Annotated in this window: 18 protein-coding genes; 8 read left to right on the forward strand and 10 right to left on the reverse strand. The window is 71.7% G+C overall.

Annotation, left to right across the window (positions count from 1 at the left end; translation table 11 throughout):
- The first annotated feature begins 56 nt into the window (after nt 1-56).
- From ACFFKU_RS16485 to ACFFKU_RS16505, 5 genes are read left to right on the forward strand one after another with little or no spacing between them, the layout of a single operon-like run.
- The gene (locus tag ACFFKU_RS16485; RefSeq protein WP_380139649.1) at nt 57-1766 is read left to right on the forward strand and encodes an ABC transporter substrate-binding protein; all 1710 of its coding nucleotides are present in this window, start codon (nt 57-59) and stop codon (nt 1764-1766) included.
- The gene (locus ACFFKU_RS16490; protein WP_380139651.1) at nt 1763-2743 is read left to right on the forward strand and encodes an ABC transporter permease; all 981 of its coding nucleotides are present in this window, start codon (nt 1763-1765) and stop codon (nt 2741-2743) included. The genes ACFFKU_RS16485 and ACFFKU_RS16490 overlap by 4 nt, the downstream gene beginning before the upstream one ends.
- Nucleotides 2740-3705 (forward strand): ABC transporter permease, encoded by a 966-nt coding sequence (locus ACFFKU_RS16495; protein WP_380139653.1) that lies wholly within the window; start codon nt 2740-2742, stop codon nt 3703-3705. Before ACFFKU_RS16490 ends, ACFFKU_RS16495 begins: the two co-directional genes overlap by 4 nt.
- Nucleotides 3702-5399: an ABC transporter ATP-binding protein gene (locus ACFFKU_RS16500; protein WP_380139654.1), complete on the forward strand. Its 1698-nt coding sequence runs from the start codon at nt 3702-3704 to the stop codon at nt 5397-5399. The genes ACFFKU_RS16495 and ACFFKU_RS16500 overlap by 4 nt, the downstream gene beginning before the upstream one ends.
- 14 nt (nt 5400-5413) lie before the next feature.
- Nucleotides 5414-6586: a glycoside hydrolase family 1 protein gene (locus tag ACFFKU_RS16505; protein ID WP_380139656.1), complete on the forward strand. Its 1173-nt coding sequence runs from the start codon at nt 5414-5416 to the stop codon at nt 6584-6586.
- Nucleotides 6587-6654: 68 nt separating this feature from the next.
- Here ACFFKU_RS16505 and ACFFKU_RS16510 read toward each other — a convergent pair whose 3' ends face one another.
- On the reverse strand, nt 6655-7860 hold the full coding sequence (locus tag ACFFKU_RS16510; protein ID WP_380139658.1) for a zinc-dependent alcohol dehydrogenase: 1206 nt from the start codon (nt 7858-7860) through the stop codon (nt 6655-6657).
- A gap of 125 nt (nt 7861-7985) precedes the next feature.
- On the opposite strand from ACFFKU_RS16510, the gene ACFFKU_RS16515 reads away from it, so the two are divergent.
- Entirely contained in the window at nt 7986-9005 is a 1020-nt protein-coding gene (locus ACFFKU_RS16515; protein ID WP_380139660.1) for an NAD-dependent epimerase/dehydratase family protein, read from the forward strand.
- Nucleotides 9006-9099: 94 nt separating this feature from the next.
- Here the strand turns inward: ACFFKU_RS16515 and ACFFKU_RS16520 are convergent, their stop codons facing one another.
- The 5 genes from ACFFKU_RS16520 to ACFFKU_RS16540 are packed head-to-tail and all read right to left on the reverse strand — an operon-like array spanning nt 9100 to nt 13797.
- A complete protein-coding gene (locus tag ACFFKU_RS16520) occupies nt 9100-9456 on the reverse strand; it encodes a universal stress protein (protein ID WP_380139662.1) in 357 nt (118 codons plus the stop codon).
- Nucleotides 9453-10874, reverse strand: coding sequence for a sugar porter family MFS transporter (locus ACFFKU_RS16525; RefSeq protein ID WP_380139664.1), 1422 nt, complete (start codon nt 10872-10874; stop codon nt 9453-9455). The genes ACFFKU_RS16520 and ACFFKU_RS16525 overlap by 4 nt, the downstream gene beginning before the upstream one ends.
- Complete coding sequence (locus ACFFKU_RS16530; protein WP_380139666.1) at nt 10871-11791, reverse strand: sugar phosphate isomerase/epimerase family protein; 921 nt, start codon at nt 11789-11791, stop codon at nt 10871-10873. Before ACFFKU_RS16530 ends, ACFFKU_RS16525 begins: the two co-directional genes overlap by 4 nt.
- Nucleotides 11792-11801: 10 nt before the next feature.
- Nucleotides 11802-12821 carry a Gfo/Idh/MocA family protein gene (locus tag ACFFKU_RS16535; RefSeq protein ID WP_380139668.1) on the reverse strand — a complete coding sequence of 340 codons (1020 nt, stop codon included), beginning with the start codon at nt 12819-12821 and terminating at the stop codon, nt 11802-11804.
- A gap of 52 nt (nt 12822-12873) precedes the next feature.
- Nucleotides 12874-13797: a TIM barrel protein gene (locus tag ACFFKU_RS16540; protein WP_380139670.1), complete on the reverse strand. Its 924-nt coding sequence runs from the start codon at nt 13795-13797 to the stop codon at nt 12874-12876.
- A gap of 126 nt (nt 13798-13923) precedes the next feature.
- Here ACFFKU_RS16540 and ACFFKU_RS16545 point away from each other — a divergent pair, with 126 nt between their 5' ends.
- The gene (locus ACFFKU_RS16545) at nt 13924-15003 is read left to right on the forward strand and encodes a LacI family DNA-binding transcriptional regulator (RefSeq protein WP_380139672.1); all 1080 of its coding nucleotides are present in this window, start codon (nt 13924-13926) and stop codon (nt 15001-15003) included.
- 4 nt (nt 15004-15007) lie between these two features.
- Complete coding sequence (locus ACFFKU_RS16550; protein WP_380139674.1) at nt 15008-16489, forward strand: phospholipase D-like domain-containing protein; 1482 nt, start codon at nt 15008-15010, stop codon at nt 16487-16489.
- A gap of 21 nt (nt 16490-16510) precedes the next feature.
- Here the strand turns inward: ACFFKU_RS16550 and ACFFKU_RS16555 are convergent, their stop codons facing one another.
- From ACFFKU_RS16555 to pepD, 4 genes are all read right to left on the reverse strand, one after another.
- Nucleotides 16511-16828, reverse strand: a complete 318-nt coding sequence (locus ACFFKU_RS16555) for a metal-sensitive transcriptional regulator (RefSeq protein ID WP_380139676.1) — start codon at nt 16826-16828, stop codon at nt 16511-16513.
- 52 nt (nt 16829-16880) lie between these two features.
- The gene (locus ACFFKU_RS16560) at nt 16881-17942 is read right to left on the reverse strand and encodes a methyl-accepting chemotaxis protein (RefSeq protein WP_380139678.1); all 1062 of its coding nucleotides are present in this window, start codon (nt 17940-17942) and stop codon (nt 16881-16883) included.
- A gap of 142 nt (nt 17943-18084) precedes the next feature.
- Nucleotides 18085-19320 carry an epoxide hydrolase family protein gene (locus ACFFKU_RS16565; RefSeq protein ID WP_380139679.1) on the reverse strand — a complete coding sequence of 412 codons (1236 nt, stop codon included), beginning with the start codon at nt 19318-19320 and terminating at the stop codon, nt 18085-18087.
- The gene (gene pepD, locus ACFFKU_RS16570; protein WP_380139681.1) at nt 19317-20795 is read right to left on the reverse strand and encodes a beta-Ala-His dipeptidase; all 1479 of its coding nucleotides are present in this window, start codon (nt 20793-20795) and stop codon (nt 19317-19319) included. The genes ACFFKU_RS16565 and pepD overlap by 4 nt, the downstream gene beginning before the upstream one ends.
- Nucleotides 20796-20811 lie beyond the last annotated feature (16 nt).

The following is a 20811-nucleotide window of genomic DNA, read 5'->3' on the forward strand; positions in this document are numbered from 1 at the left end:
GCCGATGTAAGCGCTTACTGTTGATCTCGATCGGACGACACGGAGGTCGAGTGGCGATGACGCCGCAGCAATCGCAGGAACCCGGCACCCCTTCGCAGGGGTGGCGACGGCGGTCGGTCCTGACCGGGCTGGGCGGTCTGGCCGGGGTGGCGGCCCTGAGCGCGGCCGCGAGCGGCTGCAGCATCCAGATCCGCAGCGAACCCGACCCGACCATCGGGCGCGACACCATGCTCATCAACGCCGACAAGGGCAGTCCGCTCTTCGACCGGAACTTCAACCCCTACCTGACGACCAAGCGGACCGCCTCGACGTGGATCTACGAGCCGCTGATCCTGGTCAACCCCCTCGACGGGAGCCGGACGCCCTGGCTGGCCGAGTCCTGGGACCTGCCCGACGCGCGCACCGTCGTGCTGACCGTCCGGGCCGCCCGGTGGAGCGACGGGCGGGACCTGACGGCCGAGGACGTGGCCTTCACCTTCGACCTCCTGAAGCGGTTCCCGGCCCTGGACCTCAAGGGGGCCTGGCAACGGCTGGAGTCGGTGGAGACCGACGGCGACCGCGTCGTCCTGCGACTGCTCGGTGAGGACGCACCCGCCCTGTCCGTCCTCGGGCAGACCCTGGTGCTCCCCGAGCACCTGTGGTCCGACGTCGCGGACCCGACGAGCTGGCGCAACCCCGACCCGGTCGGGACCGGCCCGTTCCTGCTGGGCAACTACAACCCCCAGCAGTACTCGATGGACCGCAACCCCGACTACTGGCGGGCCGAGGACGTCGTCATCGCCCACCTGATCCTCCCGGCGACCAACTCCCAGCTCGACACCGTGACCCGTGGCTACGACTGGAGCTACTCCTACATCTCCGACGTGGAGGGGACCTGGGGGGCGGCCAGCCCGGACAACCTGTGGTGGTTCCCGCCGGCCGGGGTCATCGCGCTGGTCCCGAACCTGACCGTCGCCCCCTTCGACGACGTGGACGTCCGCCGGGGGATCTCCCTGGCGCTGGACCGGGCCGCCATCGCCGCCTCGGCGACCGAGGGTTACATGGAACCGGCCGGGCAGACCGGGTTGATCCTGCCCAACCAGCTCGCCGACCTCGACCCCACGATCCCCGACCAGGGGCTCGTCACCCAGGACCGTGACGCGGCCCTGGAGTCCTTCGGCCGCGCGGGCTTCACGCTCTCCGGCGACACCCTGCTCGACGCGCAGGGGCGCCCGCTCGAGTTCGACCTGCTGAGCGCCAACGGGTACGCCGACTGGACCCGGGCCGCGCAGGAGGTGCAGCGGCAGCTGCTGGCGGTCGGGATCCGCGTCCGGGTCCAGCTGCCGCAGCCGGCGGGCTACCAGGCCGCGGTGAACAACGGTGAGTACCAGGTCGCACTGGCCGGCATGGGCGGGGGCGACCTGTTCGCCGCGTTCGACAACCTGCTGTCCAGCCGTTTCTACGCCCCCGTCGGTCAGGCCACGCAGAACAACGTGGAGCGGTTCCGCGACCCGGCGGTCGACGCGTTGCTGGACCGGTGGCGGGCCAGCCTCGATCCCGCCGAGCAGCAGCAGCTGTCCCACGCCTTGCAGAATGTCGTCTACGACCAGCTACCGGTGATCGGCCTGTACTACGGCGGCTCCTGGGGCCTGTTCAGCGACCGCAAGTTCGTGGGCTGGCCCTCGGCGTCCGACCCCTACATGGCCCCGCAGAACTACGACCAGGCGCCGCTCGGCATCTTCGTGCGGCTGCGGTTGGCGGGATCGACGGAAGGAGCCCGGGGATGAGGTACCTCGCCTCGCGCGCCCTGCTGTTCGTCCTGACCCTGTGGGCCGCGCTCACGGTGAACTTCGCCCTGCCCCGGCTCATGCCCGGGACCCCGGCCGACGCCGCCATCGCGCGACTCTCCCAGAACGGCCCCGTGACCGACGCGACCCGGGCGGCCATCGAGGCCCAGCTCGGGGTGCCCGGCGGCAACCTGCTGCAGCAGTACCTGACGTACCTGCACCAGGTGCTCACCCTCGACTTCGGGGTGTCCTACACCTTCTACCCGCAGCCGGTCGCGTCCATGGTGGGGCAGGCCCTGCCCTACACGCTGGTCCTGGTCGGTGCGGTCACGGTGCTGGCCTTCGTGGTGGGAACCCTTATCGGGGTCGCGGCGGCGTGGCGGCGGGGGACGTGGCTGGACGCCCTGCCGACCCTGACCGGCAGTTTCATGTCCACCTTCCCCTACTTCTGGACCGCGTTGCTGCTGCTGTTCTTCCTGGGGTACGTCCTGCACTGGTTCCCGACGACGGGTGCGTTCTCCGCGACGACGACCCCGGGGTTCACGCTGGACTTCCTCGGCGACGCCGCCCAGCACGCGGTCCTCCCGGCGGCCACGATCCTGCTGACCTCGTTGGGCGGATGGATCCTCGGGATGCGCAACGCCATGATCAACACCCTGGGCGAGGACTACGTCACCTTCGCCGAGGCCAACGGGCTGCGCGGGCGCACCGTGGCCCTGCGCTACGCGGCCCGCAACGCCATCCTGCCGAACCTCACCGGTTTCGGGCTCGCCCTCGGCGGCGTGGTCGGGGGCTCGGTCCTCGTCGAGCAGGTCTTCGGTTACCCCGGCGTCGGGTACCTCCTGTTCAACGCCGTCATCGGCCAGGACTACCCGCTCATGCAGGCCCTCTTCCTCATGATCACCGTCAGTGTCCTCGTGGCGAACTTCCTCGTGGACGTGCTGTACGGCGTTCTCGATCCAAGGACCCGGCGATGACCTCCCTGACCACTCCTGGCATTCCCGACAGCCCCGGCAGCCCCGGCGGCCCTGCCGCCCCCCGTCCCGCGGCCGCCGGCCGCGGTCGACGCCGGACCCTGGCCCGGACCGCGGCGACCGTCTGGGCCGACCCGCGGGCGCGGATCGGACTCGTGCTCCTGCTGCTCTTCCTCCTCGTGGCGCTGCTGGCCCCGGTGCTCGCGCCCTACGGGCCCAAGGACAACAACTTCGAGCGCAGCCAGGACGTCAGCGCCGCGCACTGGCTCGGGACGACCGCAGCGGGCGAGGACGTGCTGAGCCAGCTCCTGCACGGAGCCCGGATCAGCGTCCTGGTCGGGTTCAGCGCGGGTCTGCTCTCGACGCTGGTCGCGGTCGCGGTCGGGCTCAGCTGGGGGTACACCCGCGGGTTCCTCGGTGAGGTCATCGGCTTCGTCGTCAACCTGTTCCTGGTCATCCCCGGTCTTCCGCTGATGATCGTCATCGCGGCCTACCTGCAGAACGGGGGCATCGGCGTCATCATCGCCGTGATCGTGGTGACCGGATGGGCCTGGGGGGCCCGCGTCCTGCGCAGCCAGACCCAGGTCCTGCGCTCGCGCGACTTCGTGGAGGCCGCGCGGTTCTCCGGGGACTCCGCCCCGCGCATCGTGTTCCGCGAGATCCTGCCGAACATGACCTCGCTCATCGCGGGGAGCTTCTTCGGCGCGGCGACGGCGGCCATCCTCGCCGAGGCCGGCCTGGAGTTCCTGGGCCTCGGCGACTCCTCGATCGTCAGCTGGGGCACGATGATCTACTGGGCGCAGAACTCCTCCGCCCTGCTCACCGGTCAGTGGGCGCTGCTCTTCGCCCCGGGGCTCTGCATCGCGCTGCTCGCCCTGAGCCTGACCCTGGTGAACTTCGGCATCGACGCCGTGAGCAACCCCCGACTGCGCGAAGGCGCGCGCCGACGGAAGGTCCGAGCATGAGCACCCCGGTGATCCCCCCCTCCACCGAGACCGCACCGGGCGCCGACGTGCTGCTCGACGTGCGCGACCTGTCGGTCGTCTACGAACCGGTCGGGCAGGATCCGGTGACCGCGGTCGACCGGGTCTCCTTCTCCCTGCGACGCGGCGAGTTCGTCGGTCTCGTGGGGGAGTCCGGTTCGGGGAAGTCCACCCTGGGCTACGCCCTGACCCGGTTGCAGAAACCCCCGGCCCGTAACGACGGGGGCGAGATCCGCTTCGGCGGGCGCGACGTCGCCGACCTCGGGGCCGAGGCACTTCGCCGGCAGCGGCACGGTGGTTTCGCGATGGTCCTGCAGTCCGGCATGAACGCGCTGAACCCCGTGCGCCGCATCGGTGAGCACTTCCACGACGTCTACCGGGCCCACGGCCACGTCCCGCGAGGCCGGTGGGCGGCGCGCACGGCCGAGCTGCTGGGCAAGGTCGAGCTCGACCAGGAGGTCGCCGACCGGTACCCGGCCCAGCTCTCCGGCGGGATGCGGCAGCGGGTGTCCATCGCGCTGGCCCTGTCGCTGGAGCCGCAGCTCATGGTGTTCGACGAACCGACGACCGCGCTGGACGTCCTGGTGCAGCACGCCGTCATGGAGACCATCGCGACGTTGCAGCGCAGCGAGGGGTTCACCGCGGTCCTGATCAGCCATGACCTCGGCATCGTCCTGGAGTCCGCCGACCGCGTCCTGGTCATGCACGAGGGGCGGGTCGTCGAGGACGGACCGTCGCGCGCGGTGCTGGACGCGCCGCAGCACGAGTACACCCGGATGCTGCTCAGCCACTACGCCGACCCGAGGGCCGAGGTGGTCACGCTGCCGGGGTTCCCGGATCGTTCCCGCTTCGAAGGCGGGTCCTCGGAGCCGACGCGCCCCGGGGCCGCGGTCGTGCTCGACGGGGTGGGGAAGACCTACCCGGCCCCGCGCCGCGGCGAGCCGCCGGTGGCGGCCGTGCGGGACGTGAGCCTCCGGCTGGAGCCCGGACGGTCGCTGGCCCTGGTGGGCCAGAGCGGTTCCGGGAAGTCGACGCTGGCCCGGCTCATCACGGGCGTCGAACGACCGGACTCCGGTACGGTCCGCTTCGGCGACCTCGACGTCGGTCGGTTGCGCAGGCGCGGGGTGAAGCAGCTGCGCCGCGACGTCCAGATGGTGTTCCAGGACCCGTACGCGGCCCTCAACCCGGTCCGCACGGTCGAGTACGCGCTGACCCGACCCGTGCTCACGAGCACCGACCTCCGGGGCGGCGAGGCGCGCGAGCGGGTCCTGGAACTGCTGCGCACGGTGGGGCTGGACCCGGCCGAGCAGTTCGCCGAGAAACTCCCGCACCAGCTCTCCGGCGGGCAACGCCAACGGGTGGTCATCGCCCGGGCCCTGGCCTGCGACCCGCAGGTCATCGTCGCCGACGAGCCCGTCTCCATGCTCGACGTCTCGCTGCGGGCCGGGGTGCTGGCCCTGCTCGAGGAACTGCGGCGCGAGCGGGGGGTGTCCCTCCTCTACATCACCCACGACCTGCTGAGCGCCCGCCTCGTCACCGACGACATCCTGGTGCTGCACCGGGGCGAGGTCGTCGAGCGCGGGCGGACCGCCGAGGTCCTGCAGCATCCGCAGCACCCCTACACGACGGCGTTGCTGAACGCCGTCCCCGACCCCCGACGGACGCTCGTCCGCTGACGGAAGGACTCCCCATGTCGTCGTTCCCGCCCGGATTCCTCTGGGGCGCGGCCACGGCCGCCCACCAGGTCGAGGGCAACAACGTCAACAGCAACTGGTGGGTGCACGAGCACGCGCCCGGAACGTCCATCGTCGAACCCTCCGGCGACGCGGCGGACAGCTACCACCGCTACCGCGAGGACATCAGGATCCTGGCCGACCTCGGTCTCAACAGCTACCGGTTCAGCATCGAGTGGGCCCGGATCGAACCCGAGCGCGGATTCGTCTCCCGGGCGGCGATCGACCACTACCGACGCATGGTCGACACCTGCCTGGAGTTCGGCGTCGAGCCCGTGGTGACGCTCCTGCACTTCACCGTCCCCCGCTGGTTCGAGCGCGACGGGTTCTGGCGCGCCGACGACGCCGCCGAGCGGTTCGGTCGCTACGTCGAGAGCGCCCTCCCGGTGGTGCAGGACGGGGTGCGGCACGTCTGCACCATCAACGAGCCGAACATCGCCGCGATGCTGGCCGGCGGGGAGGACGCCGCCAACCTGGTGGCCCACGGTCTGCCGAACCCCGACCTCGCGGTCGCCGACACCCTCCTGGAGTCGCACGAGATCGCGCGCAAGGTGCTCTCCGGGGTGGGGGGGATCGCCTCCGGCTGGACGGTCGCCACCCAGGCCTTCCGCAGCACCGGGGAGCCGGGGTCGGAGGAGATGCTGCGGGAGTACGGGTACCCCCGTGACGACTGGTACCTGGAGAACTCCCGCGGCAACGACTTCGTGGGGGTGCAGGCCTACACCCGGACGTTCGTCGGCCCGACGGGGCCGGTGCCGGTCGCCGAGGAGGTCGAGACCACCCTGACCGGCTGGGAGTTCTACCCGCCCGCCGCCGCCGAGGGGATCCGGGCCGCCTGGGACCTGAGCGGCGGGGTCCCGGTGATGGTCACCGAGAACGGCATCGCGACCGCCGACGACACCCGGCGGATCGCCTACACCGAGCAGGCCCTCGCCGGTATCGCGGGCTGCCTGGACGACGGCATCGACGTCCGGGGCTACCTGCACTGGAGCCTGCTGGACAACTACGAGTGGGCCTCGGGGTTCCGCCCCACCTTCGGTCTCGTCGCCTGGGACCCGCAGACCTTCGAACGGACGCCGAAGCCCAGCGCCCACCGCCTCGGCGAGATCGCCCGGGCGAACGGCCTCTGAGGGCCGGGCCGCGGCCGGTGCGTCGTCCCGGCCGCGGCCCGCTGGTTCTCGGACGTGGGGTCAGGAGGTCACGGGGTCAGGACCACCTTGATGCAACCGTCCGTCTTCTCCCGGAACATCTCGTAGGCCGCGGGAGCGTCGTCGAGGGGGACGCGATGGGTGGTCAGGTCCTCGACCCCCAACGGGTCGGCGGGGTCCTCCACCAGGGGCAGCAGGTCGTCGATCCAGGTCTTCACGTTGCACTGACCCATGCGCAGCTGCAGCTGCTTGTCGAACATGGTGAGCAGGGGCATGGGCGAGGTCATGCCGCCGTAGACGCCCGACAGGGACACCGTGCCGCCCCGACGGACACCGTCGATCGCGGTGAGCAGGGCGCCCATCCGGTCGATCCCCCCGGCCTCCATGACCTTCTGCCCCAGCTTGTCCGGAAGGAGTCCGACGGCGGACTGGGCGGTCTTGGCCAGCACCCCCTCGGCCCCGCTGTGCGCCTCCATGCCCACCGCGTCGACGACGGCGTCCGGTCCGCGGCCCTCGGTCCGCTCCCGCAGCGCGTCGCCCGTGGCGCTGGTGCTGTCGCCGAGGTCCAGCGTCGTGATCCCGTGCCGCTCGGCCATGGCCCGGCGCTCGGGAACGGGGTCCACGGCCAGCACCGAGTACCCGAGGTGCCGCCCGATCCGGGCCGCGAACTGCCCGACCGGGCCGAGACCGATCACGGCGAGGGTCCCGCCCTCGGGGACGTCGGCGTACTGCACGCCCTGCCAGGCGGTCGGCAGGATGTCGGACAGGAACAGGTAGCGGTCGTCGGGCAGCCCGCCGTCCCCCTCCCGGCCGACCTTGATCGGCCCGAAGTCCGCGTGCGGGACGCGCAGGTACTCCGCCTGTCCCCCCGGCACCGAGCCGTAGAGCGAGCTGTAGCCGAACAACGCGGCGCCCGAACCCTTCTCCCGGACCTGCGTGGTCTCGCACTGGGTGCTGAGACCCTGCCGGCACATCCAGCAGTGCCCGCAGGAGATCGGGAAGGGGACCACGACGCGGTCGCCGACCTGGAGGTTGGTCACCGCGGGTCCGACCTCCTGCACGATGCCCATGGGTTCGTGACCGAGGACGTCACCGGCGACGAGGTAGGGCGCGAGGATGTCCAGCAGGTGCAGGTCCGACCCGCAGATCGCCGTCGAGGTGATCCGGACGATCGCATCCGTGGGCTCGACGATCACGGGATCGGGGACCTCGCGCACCTGGACGTCGAGTTTCTTCTGCCACGTCAGAGCTCTCATGCGGCCCGGTCTATCCCGCCGCCTCCTCGATCGCATTCGCGTTCCCCGACCAGGGGTATCGCGGTTGCTGATCGCCGGGGCCGGGGGTCAGATGGGTTCATGACCGTCGAGCGGACGACCTGATCATGCGCATCGCCCTCACCGGGGCCTCGGGGAACGTGGCGACGGCGCTGCGCCGTCGGTTGTCCGGGACCGACGTGGACGTGATCGGCATCAGTCGCCGGGCTCCGGGGTCCCTTCCCGCGCGAACCACCTGGCGGGAGGTCGACGTCGCGGGTCCGGGGGCGGTCCCCACCCTCACGGAAGTCTTCACCGGGGTCGACGCGGTGGTGCACACCGCCTGGCTGATCCAGCCGGCCCGCGACCCCGCCGAGATGGCGCGGGTGAACATCGGGGGCAGCCGGAACGTCGTCGAGGCGGCGGTGCGGGCGGGCGTCCCCCACCTGGTGCACCTCTCCTCGGTGGGGACCTACGGCACCCACCCCTCCGACGACTCCCGGGTGGACGAGCAGTGGCCGACCACGGGGATCTCCCCGTCGCAGTACAGCCGCGAGAAGGTGTCGGTGGAGCGGTTGCTGGACCGTACGGCCGAGACCTACCCGCAGCTGCTGGTCACCCGCGTCCGCCCCGGGCTCGTGTTCCAGCGGGCCAACTCCAGCGAGATCGCCCGGTACTTCCTGGGGCCCTTCGTCCCGGTGCGACTGCTCGGCCGGGTCCCGCTGCCGGTGCTGCCGCTGCCCCGTGACGTCCGTTTCCAGGTGGTCCACGCCGACGACCTGGCCGAGGCCCTGCACCGCATCCTCCTGCAGGCGCCCGGGGGAGCCTTCAACATCGCCGACGAACCGGTCCTGCACGGACGGGACCTGGGGCGGGTCCTCCGGGCGGCGCGCCCCTGGCCGGTCCCGCCCCGGACGGCGCGCGCGGTCGTCGACGCGACCTACCGGATGCGCCTGCACCCCACCGAACCCGGGTGGTTGGACCTGCTCCTCGGCGTCCCGGTCATGGACACCATGCGGGCCCGGGAGTACCTCGGGTGGCGTCCCCGCCGCGCCGCCCACGACGTCCTTGCCGAGCTCGTCACCGGCATGCGCGAGCACGCCGATGCCCCGACCCCGCCGCTGCGGGACCAGCCCAAGAAGCCCTGACCCCGCCCATCACGACCATCCCCTCCGTGATCAAGGAATTAGTTCCTTGATCACGGAGGGGTTCGGGTTCGTGGGGCAGTGCGGGGGGTGAAGGTCAGGCCGGGGTCTTGACCGCGAGGACGGGGACGGGGGACTCCAGGAGCAGGCGCTGGGAGACGCTGCCGAACACGGCCTTGCCGACCGGGGTGCGCCGGCGGATGCCGATGACCAGTCGCTGCACCTCGCGTCCGTCGATCTCGTCGAGGACGGCGACCACCGGGTCGCGGTCCCCGCGGCCGGAACGATCAACCACGGTGACGGGGACGTCGGTGGGCAGCTCGGAGCCGTCGAGCGGGTGCAGGCCGATGTTGACGACCACGAGGTCGGTGCGGAGCATCCGGGCCTCCTCGACGGCGGCGGTCAGGGCCGCCGTGCCGTCGGCGGAGTCCGGGACGGCGACCAGGACGCTCATCGCCGCCCCCCGACCCCGACGCCACCGTGCTCGCGCCGGAACTCCTCCTCGAACTCCTCCAGCGTCCGGCCCCGTGTCTCGGGCACGGTGCGGTGGATGAACACCAGGGCCGCGAGCCCCAGGGCGGCGAACACGAAGAAGGTCGGGGCGATGCCCAGGGCCTCGACGACCGGCGGGAACCCGAGCGCGACCACGGCGTTGGCGATCCAGAGGCAGAACACGCAGACACCGACGGCGAAGCTGCGGATCTTCAGCGGGAAGATCTCCGAGAGCAGCAGCCAGACCAGGGGCCCGATGGTCCCCTGCATGGAGAAGACGAAGAGCACCACGAACACCAGGATCATCCACGGCTTGCCGCCCCAGGTGTCCGGCAGCAGCAGGGCGGACAGGCCGACCAGCAGGTGGAAGAACGTCGTCAGGCTGAACCCGGCCAGCAGCATGGTCCGGCGGTCGACCTTGTTCATGATGAGGATGCCGACCGTGATGCCCAGGACGCTGAACAGCCCGTTCAGGGTGTTCGCCACGATCGCGCCGTCGGCGGAGAACCCGGAGTCTGTCAGGAGCTGGGTCCCGTAGTACATGATCGAGTTGATCCCGGTGAACTGCTGGAACACGCCGAGCCCGATCCCGACCAGGACGAGTCGCCGGATCCACGGGACACCGAGGTCGGACCAGCCTCCGGTCTGCGACTGCGCCTCTTCCTCGGAGAGGTGGCGCACCTCCGCGATCTCCGCCTCGGCCCGTTCGGGGGTCCGCACCTGCTGCAGCACGGCCAGGGCGTCGGCCTCCCGGCCCTGCGCGATGAGCCAGCGCGGGCTCTCCGGCATCCGCAGCATCCCGAAGAACAGCGCGAAGGCGGGGAGCACCGCCACCAGGAGCATGAACCGCCAGACGCTGTCGTGCTCACCCCAGATCCGGAAGATCACGGCGTTGATGACGAAGGCCGCGAACTGCCCCGAGACGATCATGACCTCGTTGCGGGTCACCAGCGAGCCGCGCTTCTCGAAGGGGGAGATCTCGGAGAGGTAGACCGGGACCGTGGCCGACGCGCCGCCGACCGCGAGGCCCAGGACGAAGCGGAAGAGGGCGAGCACCGGCCAGGAGGGGGCCAGCACGCAGCCCAGCGTCCCCACCATGAAGACCAGGGCCAGCAGCAGGATGTTGTGCCGCCGCCCCCACCGGTCGGAGAGCCGCCCCCCGACCAGGGCGCCGACCGCGGCCCCGAACACGAGGATGCTGACCACGAAACCCTCGACCACGGCGCTCATGCCGAGGTCGGACTTCATGGGTTCCAGCGCGCCGTTGACCACGCCGGTGTCGTAGCCGAACAGCAACCCGCCGAAGGTGGCGATGACGGCGACGAGGCCGAGACGACGGCTGTGCGGGCCGGGGCGGTCGGCGGGCAGGGTCGTGCTCAACGTCCGTCACCCCCCGCGGTGGCAGCGGGATCGGACGGGGTCCGCCCCGCCTCCTCGATCAGGCGACGGATCGCGTCGAGCTGGTAGCGCGAGGTCTCGTCGGCGGTCTCGTCCTCGGCGAAGACGTTGGAGCAGACGATGGCGTCCTCCCGGGCCAGGAACCCGGTCGCGGCCAGGGTGGTGAAGAGCTCGGTCCAGTCCACGTCGCCGGCCCCGATCCGCAGGTGCTGGTGCACGCGGGCGGTGTTGCCCGGGGGGTTGGAGATGTAGCGCAACCCGTGCGACCGGTGGTGGTCGAAGGTGTCGGCCGTGTAGACCGCCCCCAGCCGGTCACCGAGCTCTGGGAGCAGGGTGGTGGCGCGGTCGCCGTAGTGGAAGGTGTGCGAGGCCACGTAGCAGAACCCGAACGCGGGGTCGTCCAACCCGCGGATGAGGCGCCAGGCGTCGAGGCCGTCCTCCACGAAGTCGTCCGGGTGGGGGTCGATGTTGATCCGGACCCCCGTCGACCGGATGGTCGGCAGCAGTTCCTCGACGCTGCGCAGGAATCCGGCTTCGGACTCCTCGGCCCGCTCCGGACGACCGGAGAACTCCGTGTTGATCACGGCCACGTCCAGGTCGGCCGCGATCTGCAGCACCCGTTTGAGGTTGCGCACGGCCGCCACCCGCAGGTTCTCCTCGGGCCAGGACCAGCGCTGCACGGGCAGCAGCGAGGAGATGCCCACCCCGGAGTCGGCCGACCGCTTGCGGAGGCGCCGCAGCAGGTCGGCGTCGGCCCGGGGGTGGGTGAAGAACGGGCTGAGGTCGGGGTGCGGGGTGAGCTGCAGCCAGTCGTACCCGGCCGCCGCGGCGACGTCGAAGAAGTCGAGCAGCTCGTGCGTGGAGTGGTAGGGGGTCGGGTCCAGGGCGATCTTCACCATCAGGAGATCCTCACGCGTAGAAGGAGGGAACGGGCGGCAGGTCGAGGGCCACGGGGCCGGGCCGGTCGAGGGCGACGACGCCGGCGGCGCAGGCCACCGCGACCTTGTACCCGTCCCAGGCGGAGGGACCGGTCACGGTCCCGGCCCGGGCCGCCTCGACGAAGGCGCGCAGCTGCGTGTCGTAGGCGGCGCTGAACCGGGTGGCGAAACTCTGGTGCTCGGCCAGGGAGAAGGTGCCCCGCTGCCACAGCTGCAGGCCCTCGGGCTGCCCGATGCGGGCGATCCCCTGCTGGAACACGGCCTCGGTGGCCACCTGGTAGCCGAAACCGACGCTGACGTTCATCTCCACGTCGACCAGGATGTCGTCGGCGAGCCGCATCAGCACGAGGACGGGTTCGCTCAGGTGCCCGGGGCTGAGCTCGTTGCGGCGCGCGTGCACGACCTCGACGGAGACGATGTCGCGTCCCGCGACCCAGGGAAGCACGTCGAACTCGTGCACGACCGAGTCGGTGATGAGCATCGACTGCGTGTAGGTCTCGGGGACGGCGGGGTTGCGGTGGACCCCGCGCAGCATCAGCAGCTCGCCGGCGCCGCCCGCGGCCACGAGCTCGCGCAGCCGTGCGTACTGGTCGTCGAAACGGCGCATGAACCCGACCTGGATCAGACGACGCCCGGTCGCCTGCTCGGCCTGCAGGATGCGCCAGGAGGACTCAGGGTCCGGGGTGAGCGGCTTCTCGCAGAGGACCGGCAGGCCGGCCTCGAGCACGGGGAGCAGGGTCTGCTCGTGGAAGGGGCCGGGGGTGGCGATCACGACGGCGTCGAGCGCACCGGCCGCCAGGGCGTCCTCGATCCGGGCGAAGGTCGCCACCCCGCCGGCCGCCGCCGCGGCGGCCCCGGCCCGGTCGGCGTCGGGTTCGACGACGGCACCGACGCACGCGCCGGGGATCGAGCCGGCGAGACGGCGGACGTGCTCGCCGCCCATGAGGCCGGCGCCGACGACGCCGACGCGGAGGTCGGAGGGGTTGCTCACAGGGGGTTCAGCTCCATCGATGATCGGTTCGGACGGCAGGGGGCGAGAAGGATCAGGACGGCCAACGGCGGACCGGGCCGACCCCGCAGGCCGTGAAGTACCCGGCCGTGCGCGCCGCGATGGGCAGCGGGACGTCGGGGGCCACCGGGTAGAGGTCCTGCTCGATGACCGTGAAGATGTCCCGGTCCAGACCGGCGAGGGCGTCGAGCAGGGCCGGCATCGGGGGTTCGCCGTAGGCGGGCTCGCACATCACGCCCAGCTTGACGGCCTCCGACAGGGGGAGGTTCTCGGCCAGGGCGCGGGCCCGGACCGCCGGATCGACGGACTTGAGGTGGACGTAGGTGACCCGCTCGCCGAACCGCTCGATGATCTGGAGGTTGTCGCCCTCGCAGTAGGCGATGTGCCCGGTGTCCAGGCAGAGGTTGACGAACTCCGGGTCGGTGTCGGTGAGGAACCGTTCGATGCGGTCCTGGGTGTCCACGTGGGTGTCCACGTGCGGGTGGAACACCAGCTCGACCCCGAACTGCTCGTGGACGTACCGGCCGAGCTCGTCGGTCCCGGTGACCAGGTTGTTCCACTGCTCGGCGTCGAGGTCGGCCCCCTCGGTCGCCGCACCGGAGTGCATGTCGGTGTACTGCTCGGGGAGGTGCACGAGGTACTTCGCGCCGACGGCGGCCAGCAGCCGGGCCTCCCGTCCGAAGGTCTCCTTGGCCTCGGCGAGGGCCTCGGCCCCGCGGTGCAGGCCCGCGAAGACGGTGCCGCCGGAGACGGTCAGCTCGCGGGCGGCCAGTTCGTCCTGGAGCCGCGCGGGGTCCTGCGGCAGGAAACCCTGGGGGCCGAGCTCGGTCCAGCGGTACCCCACGCGGGCGACCTCGTCGAGGTAGACGTCCCAGGTCACCTGGTGCGGGTCGGAGGCGAACCACACACCCCAGGAATCGGGTGCGGTCCCCAGGACCAGGCGGGACTTGTCAGCCATCGGGATGTCCTCCAGTGCGTCGTCGCGAGCCGGGACCGGCCCGTCGAGTACATGGCACGTGCCAATATTTGTCAAGGAGTATGTCCGGACAAATGTCGACCGGGCGACCGGGTAGTGTCCGGGTGGGTGAGCGGTGACGACCCGATGACGGTGGGGACCGGCGAGGGGCGGACCCCGACCATGGCCGACATCGCCCGCGTCCTCGGCATCTCCCGCCAGTCGGTCTCGCTGGCCCTGGGCGACGCGCCCGGACCGTCCCCCGAGACCCGCCGACGGGTGCGGGAGGCCGCCGCGGCCCTCGGCTACCACCCGCACCTGGGGGCGCAGGCGTTGCGGCGGGCCCGGAGCACCACCCTCGGGGTCGTCTTCTCCCCGGCGCACGCGGCCGAGACCGAGATCCTCGACGGGGTCTACCCGGCGGCCGCCGCCCACGGCTGCGGGGTGGTCCTCTCCCCGCAGACCGTGCGCCGGTCCACCGCCGAGGCGGTCGGGGAGCTGCTGGGGCACCGTTGTTCGGCGCTGGTGGTCATCGGCTCCGACCTGCGCGGACGCGGTCTGGACGACCTCGTCGCCCGGGCCGGCGTCCCCGTGGCCCAGGTGGGGTACGGCCGCCGCAACGCGGCCTACGACGTCGTCCGCTCGGCCGGTGAGACCGGTTTGTCCGACGTGGTCGAGCACCTGCACGGCCTCGGGCACCGGGAGATCACGTACGTCCACACCGCGTCCAAACCCGCGACGCTGGTGCGCCGCGCCGGGTACCTGGCGGCGATGGCACGCCTGGGCCTCGTCCCCGACGTCGTCGGCGGGCGTGGTCCCGAGGTCGAGGAGGTGGGGGCCGCGGCCGCCCGGCACCTGCTCGACCGGCCCGGGCTGCCGACGGCGGTGGTCGCGGCCAACGACCAGGCGGCCATCGGGGTGCTGCAGACGTTCGCCCGGCGGGGCGTCCGGATCCCCGAGGACGTGTCGTTGACCGGGTTCGACGACGCCGCCCCGGCGCGGTTCAGCTCCGCCGACCTGACCACGGTGGCCCAGGACCCGGGGGGTCTGGGGGCCGCGGCGGTCGAGGTGGTGCTGGCCCGTCGCGACGACCCGGCCCGACGCCCGGTCGAGGTGGTCCGGCCCACCCGGCTGGTGGTGCGCGGCTCGACGGCTGCGCCCGGGCGGACGACGGGGCCGACGACGGGGCCGACGACCCGGCGAGAATGACCCGGTGCTCAGCGAACTGCTCGTCGTCGCCGACTTCCTCATCAAGGTGGTCGCCCTCGGGACGGTCCCCGAGGACCGTCGCCCCGGTTCCTCCTCGGCCTGGCTGCTGCTGATCTTCTTCATCCCGCTCGTGGGCCTGCCGTTGTTCCTGCTGCTGGGGTCACCCTCGGTCCGCGGGCGTCGGCACCGGGTGCAGCAGCAGGTGAACGCCGTCATCGCCGAGCGGCTCGTGGACGTCCCGCTGCTGCCCGAGGGGCAGGTCGCCGACACCCACCTGCGCTCGGTCCTCGGCCTGAACCGGCGGCTGACCTCGTTCCCCTGCGCCGCGGGGGAGAACCGGGGTCTCGTGGCGCAGGACGAGCTGGTGGCGGAACTCGTGGCCCAGGTGCGGGCGGCGGACTCCTGGGTCCACGTCGAGTTCTACATCGCGGCCCTGGACGCGACCACCGAACCGTTCTTCGCCGCCCTGGGCGACGCCGTCCGGCGCGGGGTCCGGGTCCGGTTCCTCTTCGACCACCTCGGCGCCCGGGGCTACCCGGGCTACCACCGGATGCTGCGCCGGCTCGACGCCGACGGCGTGCAGTGGCGGCGGATGATGCCGATCGACCCGTTGCGCCGCCGCTGGCGCCGTCCTGACCTGCGCAACCACCGCAAGCTCGTCGTGGTCGACGGCCGGGTGGCGGTGCTCGGGTCGCAGAACCTCATCGACCCGGGCTACCTGCGGGCGCGCAACACCCGTCGGGGGCGGCGGTGGGTCGATCTGAACGTCGTCCTCACCGGCCCCGTCGTGCAGGCGGTCGACGCCGTGTTCGCGACGGACTGGTTCATCGAGACGGGGGAGTCGGTGGTCGGGATCGACGTCGCCCTGCCCGCGCTGGAGGCCCCGGGACGCCCGGGCGCCGGCCTGCGCGACGACCGCGACGGGACGCCGTCCGGCGGGCTCTACCAGGTCGTGCCGTCCGGGCCGGGTTTCCCCACCGAGCCCAACCTCCGGCTGTTCACGGCGCTCATCCACGACGCGACGAGCACCGTCTCGATCGTGAGCCCCTACTTCGTGCCGGACGAGGCGCTGGAGCACGCGATCACCAGCGCGGTGTACCGGGGCGTGGCGGTGGAACTGTTCGTGTCCGAACGCGCTGACCAGTTCATGGTCCACCACGCCCAGCGGTCCTACTACGGGGCGCTGCTGCGCGCCGGGGTCCGGATCCACCGACTGCCCGCGCCCGCGGTGCTGCACAGCAAGTTCCTCGTGGTGGACTCGCGCATCGCGGTGTTCGGCTCCAGCAACATGGACATGCGCTCGTTCCAGCTGAACTACGAGGTGTCCCTGCTGGGGCTGGAACCGTCGTTCGTCACCGCGCTGGAGGAGCGGGCGGCGGGGTACCGCTCGGCCTCGCTCGAACTCACGGTCGGGGAATGGGCCCGTCGATCCCTGCTCGAGCGCTACCTGGACAACGCGATGCGGCTCACCGCGGCGGTCCCGTGAAATCTGACCGCGACGGGGAGGTCAGGACTTGACGAGCCGGGCGATCGCCGCCGAGGCCTCCCGCAGCTTCTCCTCCGAGGTCCCCGCCCGGGCCGCGTCGAGGACGCAGTGGCGCAGGTGGTCGTCGAGGAGCCCCAGGGCGACGTTCTCCAGGGCCGAGGTCAGCGCACTGATCTGGGTGAGGATGTCGATGCAGTACTGGTCCTCCTCGACCATGCGGTGGATCCCGCGGGCCTGCCCCTCGATCCGACGCAGCCGGGCCAGGTAGCGGGCCTTGTCGCTGATGTAGCCGTGCGGCCCGTGGTGCTCGGCCGCGGGAACCTCGACGTCGTCCGTCATGGCCACGATCGTAGGTGGCGCCCCGGGTCCCCGGGGCGCCCGCCCGTGCTCCTCAGAGGGAGCGGAACATCGCCGCGATGGCCGACTGCTCCTCCAGGACCGAGGCCAGCGAGGCCTGGATCTCGTGGATCTCGGTGATGCTGGAGGTGATGCGGGCCAGGGCGTAGGACGTGTTGGAGGAGTCGGACTGGATCGCCTCGACGCGGCGGGTGACGTCGTCGGTGGCGGTCGCGGTGGCCTGGGCCAGTTCCTTGACCTCGCCGGCGACGACGGCGAAACCGCGGCCGATCTCCCCGGCGCGGGCGGCCTCGATGGTCGCGTTCAGCGCCAGCAGGTTGGTCTGGGCGGCGATGCCGGAGATGACGCGGGCGACGCTGCCGATGGCGGTCGAGGAGTCGGCCAGGGTGGTGACGACCTGCATGGCCTCCTCGGCCCCGGCGACGGCCTCGGAGGCCTTGGCGGCGGCCTCGGCGGCGCTGCGGGCGACGACGTCGATGGAGACGACGAGCTCGGCAGCGACCCGACGCAGCTCGTCGGCGCGGTTGATGCGCTCGAGGGTCTGCCCGACCAGGGCGGCCACGGACTCCAGGGCCCGGCGGCGGCTGGCGGAGAGCTCCAGCTCCTCGGTGGTGAAGAAGTCCATCGTGGCGATGACGTCGCCGCCGACGACGATGGGCAGGCACACGCCGGCCTTGACCCCGGCCCGCTGGGCCACGGGGGCGCGCACGCAGTCGGTCACCTGGCCGAGATCGGGGACGAAGATCATCTGCTTCTGGGCCCAGACGCGGCCGGCCAGACCGATCCCGCGGGCGAAGGTCGCCGAGGCGGAGACCTTCTGGAACTCGGGGTTCACCGTGCCGGAGTCCGCCCGCATGGTGAGGACGTTGGTGGCCTCGTCGATCTGCCAGAGGGAGCCGTAGGCCCAGCCGAAGACGTCCCGCGTCGTCGCGAGCGCGTCCATGATGGCGCGGTCGGGGTCGTCGGCGGCGGTCAGCTTCGACAGCACGTCGGCGACGGCCGTGGCGTTCTGGATCTCTTCCCGGGCGGTCTGCTCCGTGGAGAGGGCGGTGGTGCCAGCGTGCGAGCGGCCGTTGCTTCGCCGGGTGAGCTTCATGGCGCTTCCATCGGCATCCGGGGCGCGGTGCTGAAGCGTTGAACCACCGTTTTCCGCGCCGGACGCGAGGAGGGGCACGGCGTACGCCGTGCCCCTCCCACCGGTGCTCCCGCGGCCCCGTCCGGCCGCCGCCCGGTCCGCGTCAGCCCACCAGGCCGCCGAAGAAGTCCCGGACGTCCTTCACGTAGGTGTCCGGCACCTCCAGGGGCGCGAAGTGCCCGCCGTCGTCGTGCACGCGGTACTGCTGCAGGTTGAAGTACTTCTCGGTGAACGTGCGCGGGGGCTTGTAGATCTCCCCCGGGTAGATGCTGACCGCGGTCGGCGCCCCGACGACCGGGAAGCGGTCGTGCGACGGCGTCCACGGGTTGCCCCGGCACTCCCAGTAGTAGCGCGAGGAGGTGCCGCCGGTGTTGGTGAGGAAGTAGACCGCGGCCGTGGTGACCAGGTCTTCCTTGGGCCACACCTGCTCGAAGCGCTCGGTCCCCTCACCCCGCTCGGCCAGGCCCCAGAAGTAGCGCTTCTCGGTGATCCAGGCGAGCTGGCCCGCGGGGGAGTCGGCGAACAGGGCCGCCAGGGTCTGCGGCTTCGTCAGCTGGATCTCGCCGTAGCCGGACTCGTGCTGGACGAAGTTCTTGCCCCGCTCGAACCAGCCCTCCTCGCCCTCGCCGTACTCGCTCGCCGCGGGCAGACCCAGCAGCGGGTCGTACTCCACCGAGGACGGGGCGTCGGGGTGCTCGGGAAGGTAGTGGCTCATCTGCGCGGGGAAGTGCGTGTAGACGCCGATGAGGTCGGCCTCGTACTTGTGCCCGTGCTGCTGGGCCACCAGCGCACCCCAGTCCCCACCGGCGGTCGCGTACCGCTCGTAGCCGAGGACCTCCTTCATCAGGGTGTTCTCGAGGTCGGCGGTCCGCCACCAGTTCCAGCCCGTCTCGGTGAGCGGGGAGGAGAACCCGTACCCGGGGAGCGAGATGAGCACGACGTCGAACGACAAGGAGTCGTCCAGCCCGTGCGCCGCGGGGTCGGTGAGGGGGCCGATCACCTTGCGGACGTCCCAGAACGTCCACGGCCAGCCGTGGTGCAGCAGCAGCGGGACCGGGTTCTTGCCCTTGCCCTTGACGTGCACGAAGTGCAGCGGGACGCCCATGAGGTCGACCTTGAACTGCGGCAGCTCGTTCATCCGGCGCTCGACGTCGCGCCAGTCGTACTCCTCCAACCAGTACCGGACGAGTTCGCGGTGGTAGGAGGTGTTGTACCCGTAGCGCCAGTCGTCGTTGCCGAAGTCGGCCGGGAACCGGGTCCGGGTCAACCGCTCGCGGAGGTCGTCGAGATCGGCCTGCGGGACGTCGATGGTGAAGGGCTGCACGTCGTAGTTGCTCATCGCTGGTTCTCCTCGCCCAGGCGGGACACGACCTCGCGCACGAGCGGCCACACCTTGGCGACCGAGGTGTGCTTCACCGCCTCGTTGACCGAGTGGAGGTCGCGCAGGTCGGTGCCGATCGAGATGGTGTCCAGGCCGCTCACGGCCCGGCTGAACATGCCCAGTTCCAGGCTGCACTGGCTGACGTGGACCTCCGCCTCCTCGCCGACGAGGTCGCGGTAGGCCGCGCGCGCGGTGGCCAGCAGCGGGGAGTCCGGACGGTAGGGGAACTCCGGGGCGTCCAGCCCGTAGGTCTCGACGCGGACGCCCCCGCCGGCCAGCGCGGCCAGCGACCGCACCCGGTCGAGGACCTCGTGCTTGCGGGAGGTGACCGCCGAGGTGATGGTCGACATGATCCGCACCCCCTCGTCGGTGCCGCGGATCGTGCCCACGTTGTTCGACGTCTCCACGATGCCGGGCACGGTGAGGCTCCAGCTGATCACCCCGTTGGGGATCAGCGAGGTGAGGCGGGCCAGGCGCAGCCCCGCCCCGGCGGAGAAGGTCTGCTCCGGTGCGGGGGCCTCGCCGAGCTCGAGCCGCAGCTTCGGCTCCGCGGTGGCGTACTCCGCCTGCAGGGTCCGCTGCAGGTCGCCGACCGCCTCGACGACCGCCTTCTCGTCCTCGGCCGCCAGGGTCAGCACGACCTGGGCGTCGGCCGGGATGGCGTTGTTCTGCGCGCCGCCGTGGGGCTGGGCGAAGCGGACGTCGGCGGCGCCGGCCGCGGCGATCATGGCCCGGGCCAGGACCTGCAGGGCGTTGGCCCGTTCCAGCTGGATGTCGAACTCGCAGTGCCCGCCCATGAGCCCGCGGACCGTGAGGAGCCGGGCGATGCCGTGCTCGGCGGGAACCGGCTCGAACTCGCCCGGGACGTCGACCGTGAAGGTGATGTCACCGCTGCACCCGGCCAGGATCTCCCGGTCGGTGATCCAGTTGAAGTCGATCATGCGCTTGCCGGTGAGGCGGCTGGTGTCGAACTGGGCCGAGCCCTTCTTGCCCCACTCCTCCATGGCCGTCAGGACGACCTCCAGGGGCGGGTGGGGGAGTTCCCGGTCGTCCAGCAGGGCGAGGATGTAGGAGACGCCGATGCCGTTGTCCGCGCCCAGCGAGGTGCCCTCGGCGGTGATCTCGTCACCCACCACGCGCAGCCGGATCGGGTCGGTCGCGAAGTCGATGTCGACCCCCTCCTCCTTCTCGCACACCATGTCCAGGTGGCCGTGCAGGATGAGGGCCCCGGCCTGCTCCAGGCCGTGCTGACCGGGTTTGCGGACGAAGACGTTGTTGACCCCGTCGGCGGAGGCCTCCAGGCCCCGCTCGCGGGCGTAGTCGACCACCCAGGCGGCCACCCGGGCCTCGTTGGTCGAGCCCCGCGGGATGTTGGCGAGCTGTTCGAAGAGGCGCAGGACCACCTGCGGTTCGAGGGAGTCCAGGACGGTCATGGGTTCCTCCGGGTTC

Origin of the sequence: Kineococcus gynurae, assembly GCF_042433995.1 — a bacterium.
GTDB classification, from domain to species: domain Bacteria; phylum Actinomycetota; class Actinomycetes; order Actinomycetales; family Kineococcaceae; genus Kineococcus; species Kineococcus gynurae.

Coding starts and splice junctions, on each gene's coding strand:
- ACFFKU_RS16485 (WP_380139649.1), top strand. CDS start 57: ATGACGCCGCAGCAATCGCAGGAACCCGGCACCCCTTCGCAGGGGTGG.
- ACFFKU_RS16490 (WP_380139651.1), top strand. CDS start 1,763: ATGAGGTACCTCGCCTCGCGCGCCCTGCTGTTCGTCCTGACCCTGTGG.
- ACFFKU_RS16495 (WP_380139653.1), top strand. CDS start 2,740: ATGACCTCCCTGACCACTCCTGGCATTCCCGACAGCCCCGGCAGCCCC.
- ACFFKU_RS16500 (WP_380139654.1), top strand. CDS start 3,702: ATGAGCACCCCGGTGATCCCCCCCTCCACCGAGACCGCACCGGGCGCC.
- ACFFKU_RS16505 (WP_380139656.1), top strand. CDS start 5,414: ATGTCGTCGTTCCCGCCCGGATTCCTCTGGGGCGCGGCCACGGCCGCC.
- ACFFKU_RS16510 (WP_380139658.1), bottom strand. CDS start 7,860: ATGAGAGCTCTGACGTGGCAGAAGAAACTCGACGTCCAGGTGCGCGAG.
- ACFFKU_RS16515 (WP_380139660.1), top strand. CDS start 7,986: ATGCGCATCGCCCTCACCGGGGCCTCGGGGAACGTGGCGACGGCGCTG.
- ACFFKU_RS16520 (WP_380139662.1), bottom strand. CDS start 9,456: ATGAGCGTCCTGGTCGCCGTCCCGGACTCCGCCGACGGCACGGCGGCC.
- ACFFKU_RS16530 (WP_380139666.1), bottom strand. CDS start 11,791: ATGGTGAAGATCGCCCTGGACCCGACCCCCTACCACTCCACGCACGAG.
- ACFFKU_RS16540 (WP_380139670.1), bottom strand. CDS start 13,797: ATGGCTGACAAGTCCCGCCTGGTCCTGGGGACCGCACCCGATTCCTGG.
- ACFFKU_RS16555 (WP_380139676.1), bottom strand. CDS start 16,828: ATGACGGACGACGTCGAGGTTCCCGCGGCCGAGCACCACGGGCCGCAC.
- ACFFKU_RS16560 (WP_380139678.1), bottom strand. CDS start 17,942: ATGAAGCTCACCCGGCGAAGCAACGGCCGCTCGCACGCTGGCACCACC.
- ACFFKU_RS16565 (WP_380139679.1), bottom strand. CDS start 19,320: ATGAGCAACTACGACGTGCAGCCCTTCACCATCGACGTCCCGCAGGCC.
- pepD (WP_380139681.1), bottom strand. CDS start 20,795: ATGACCGTCCTGGACTCCCTCGAACCGCAGGTGGTCCTGCGCCTCTTC.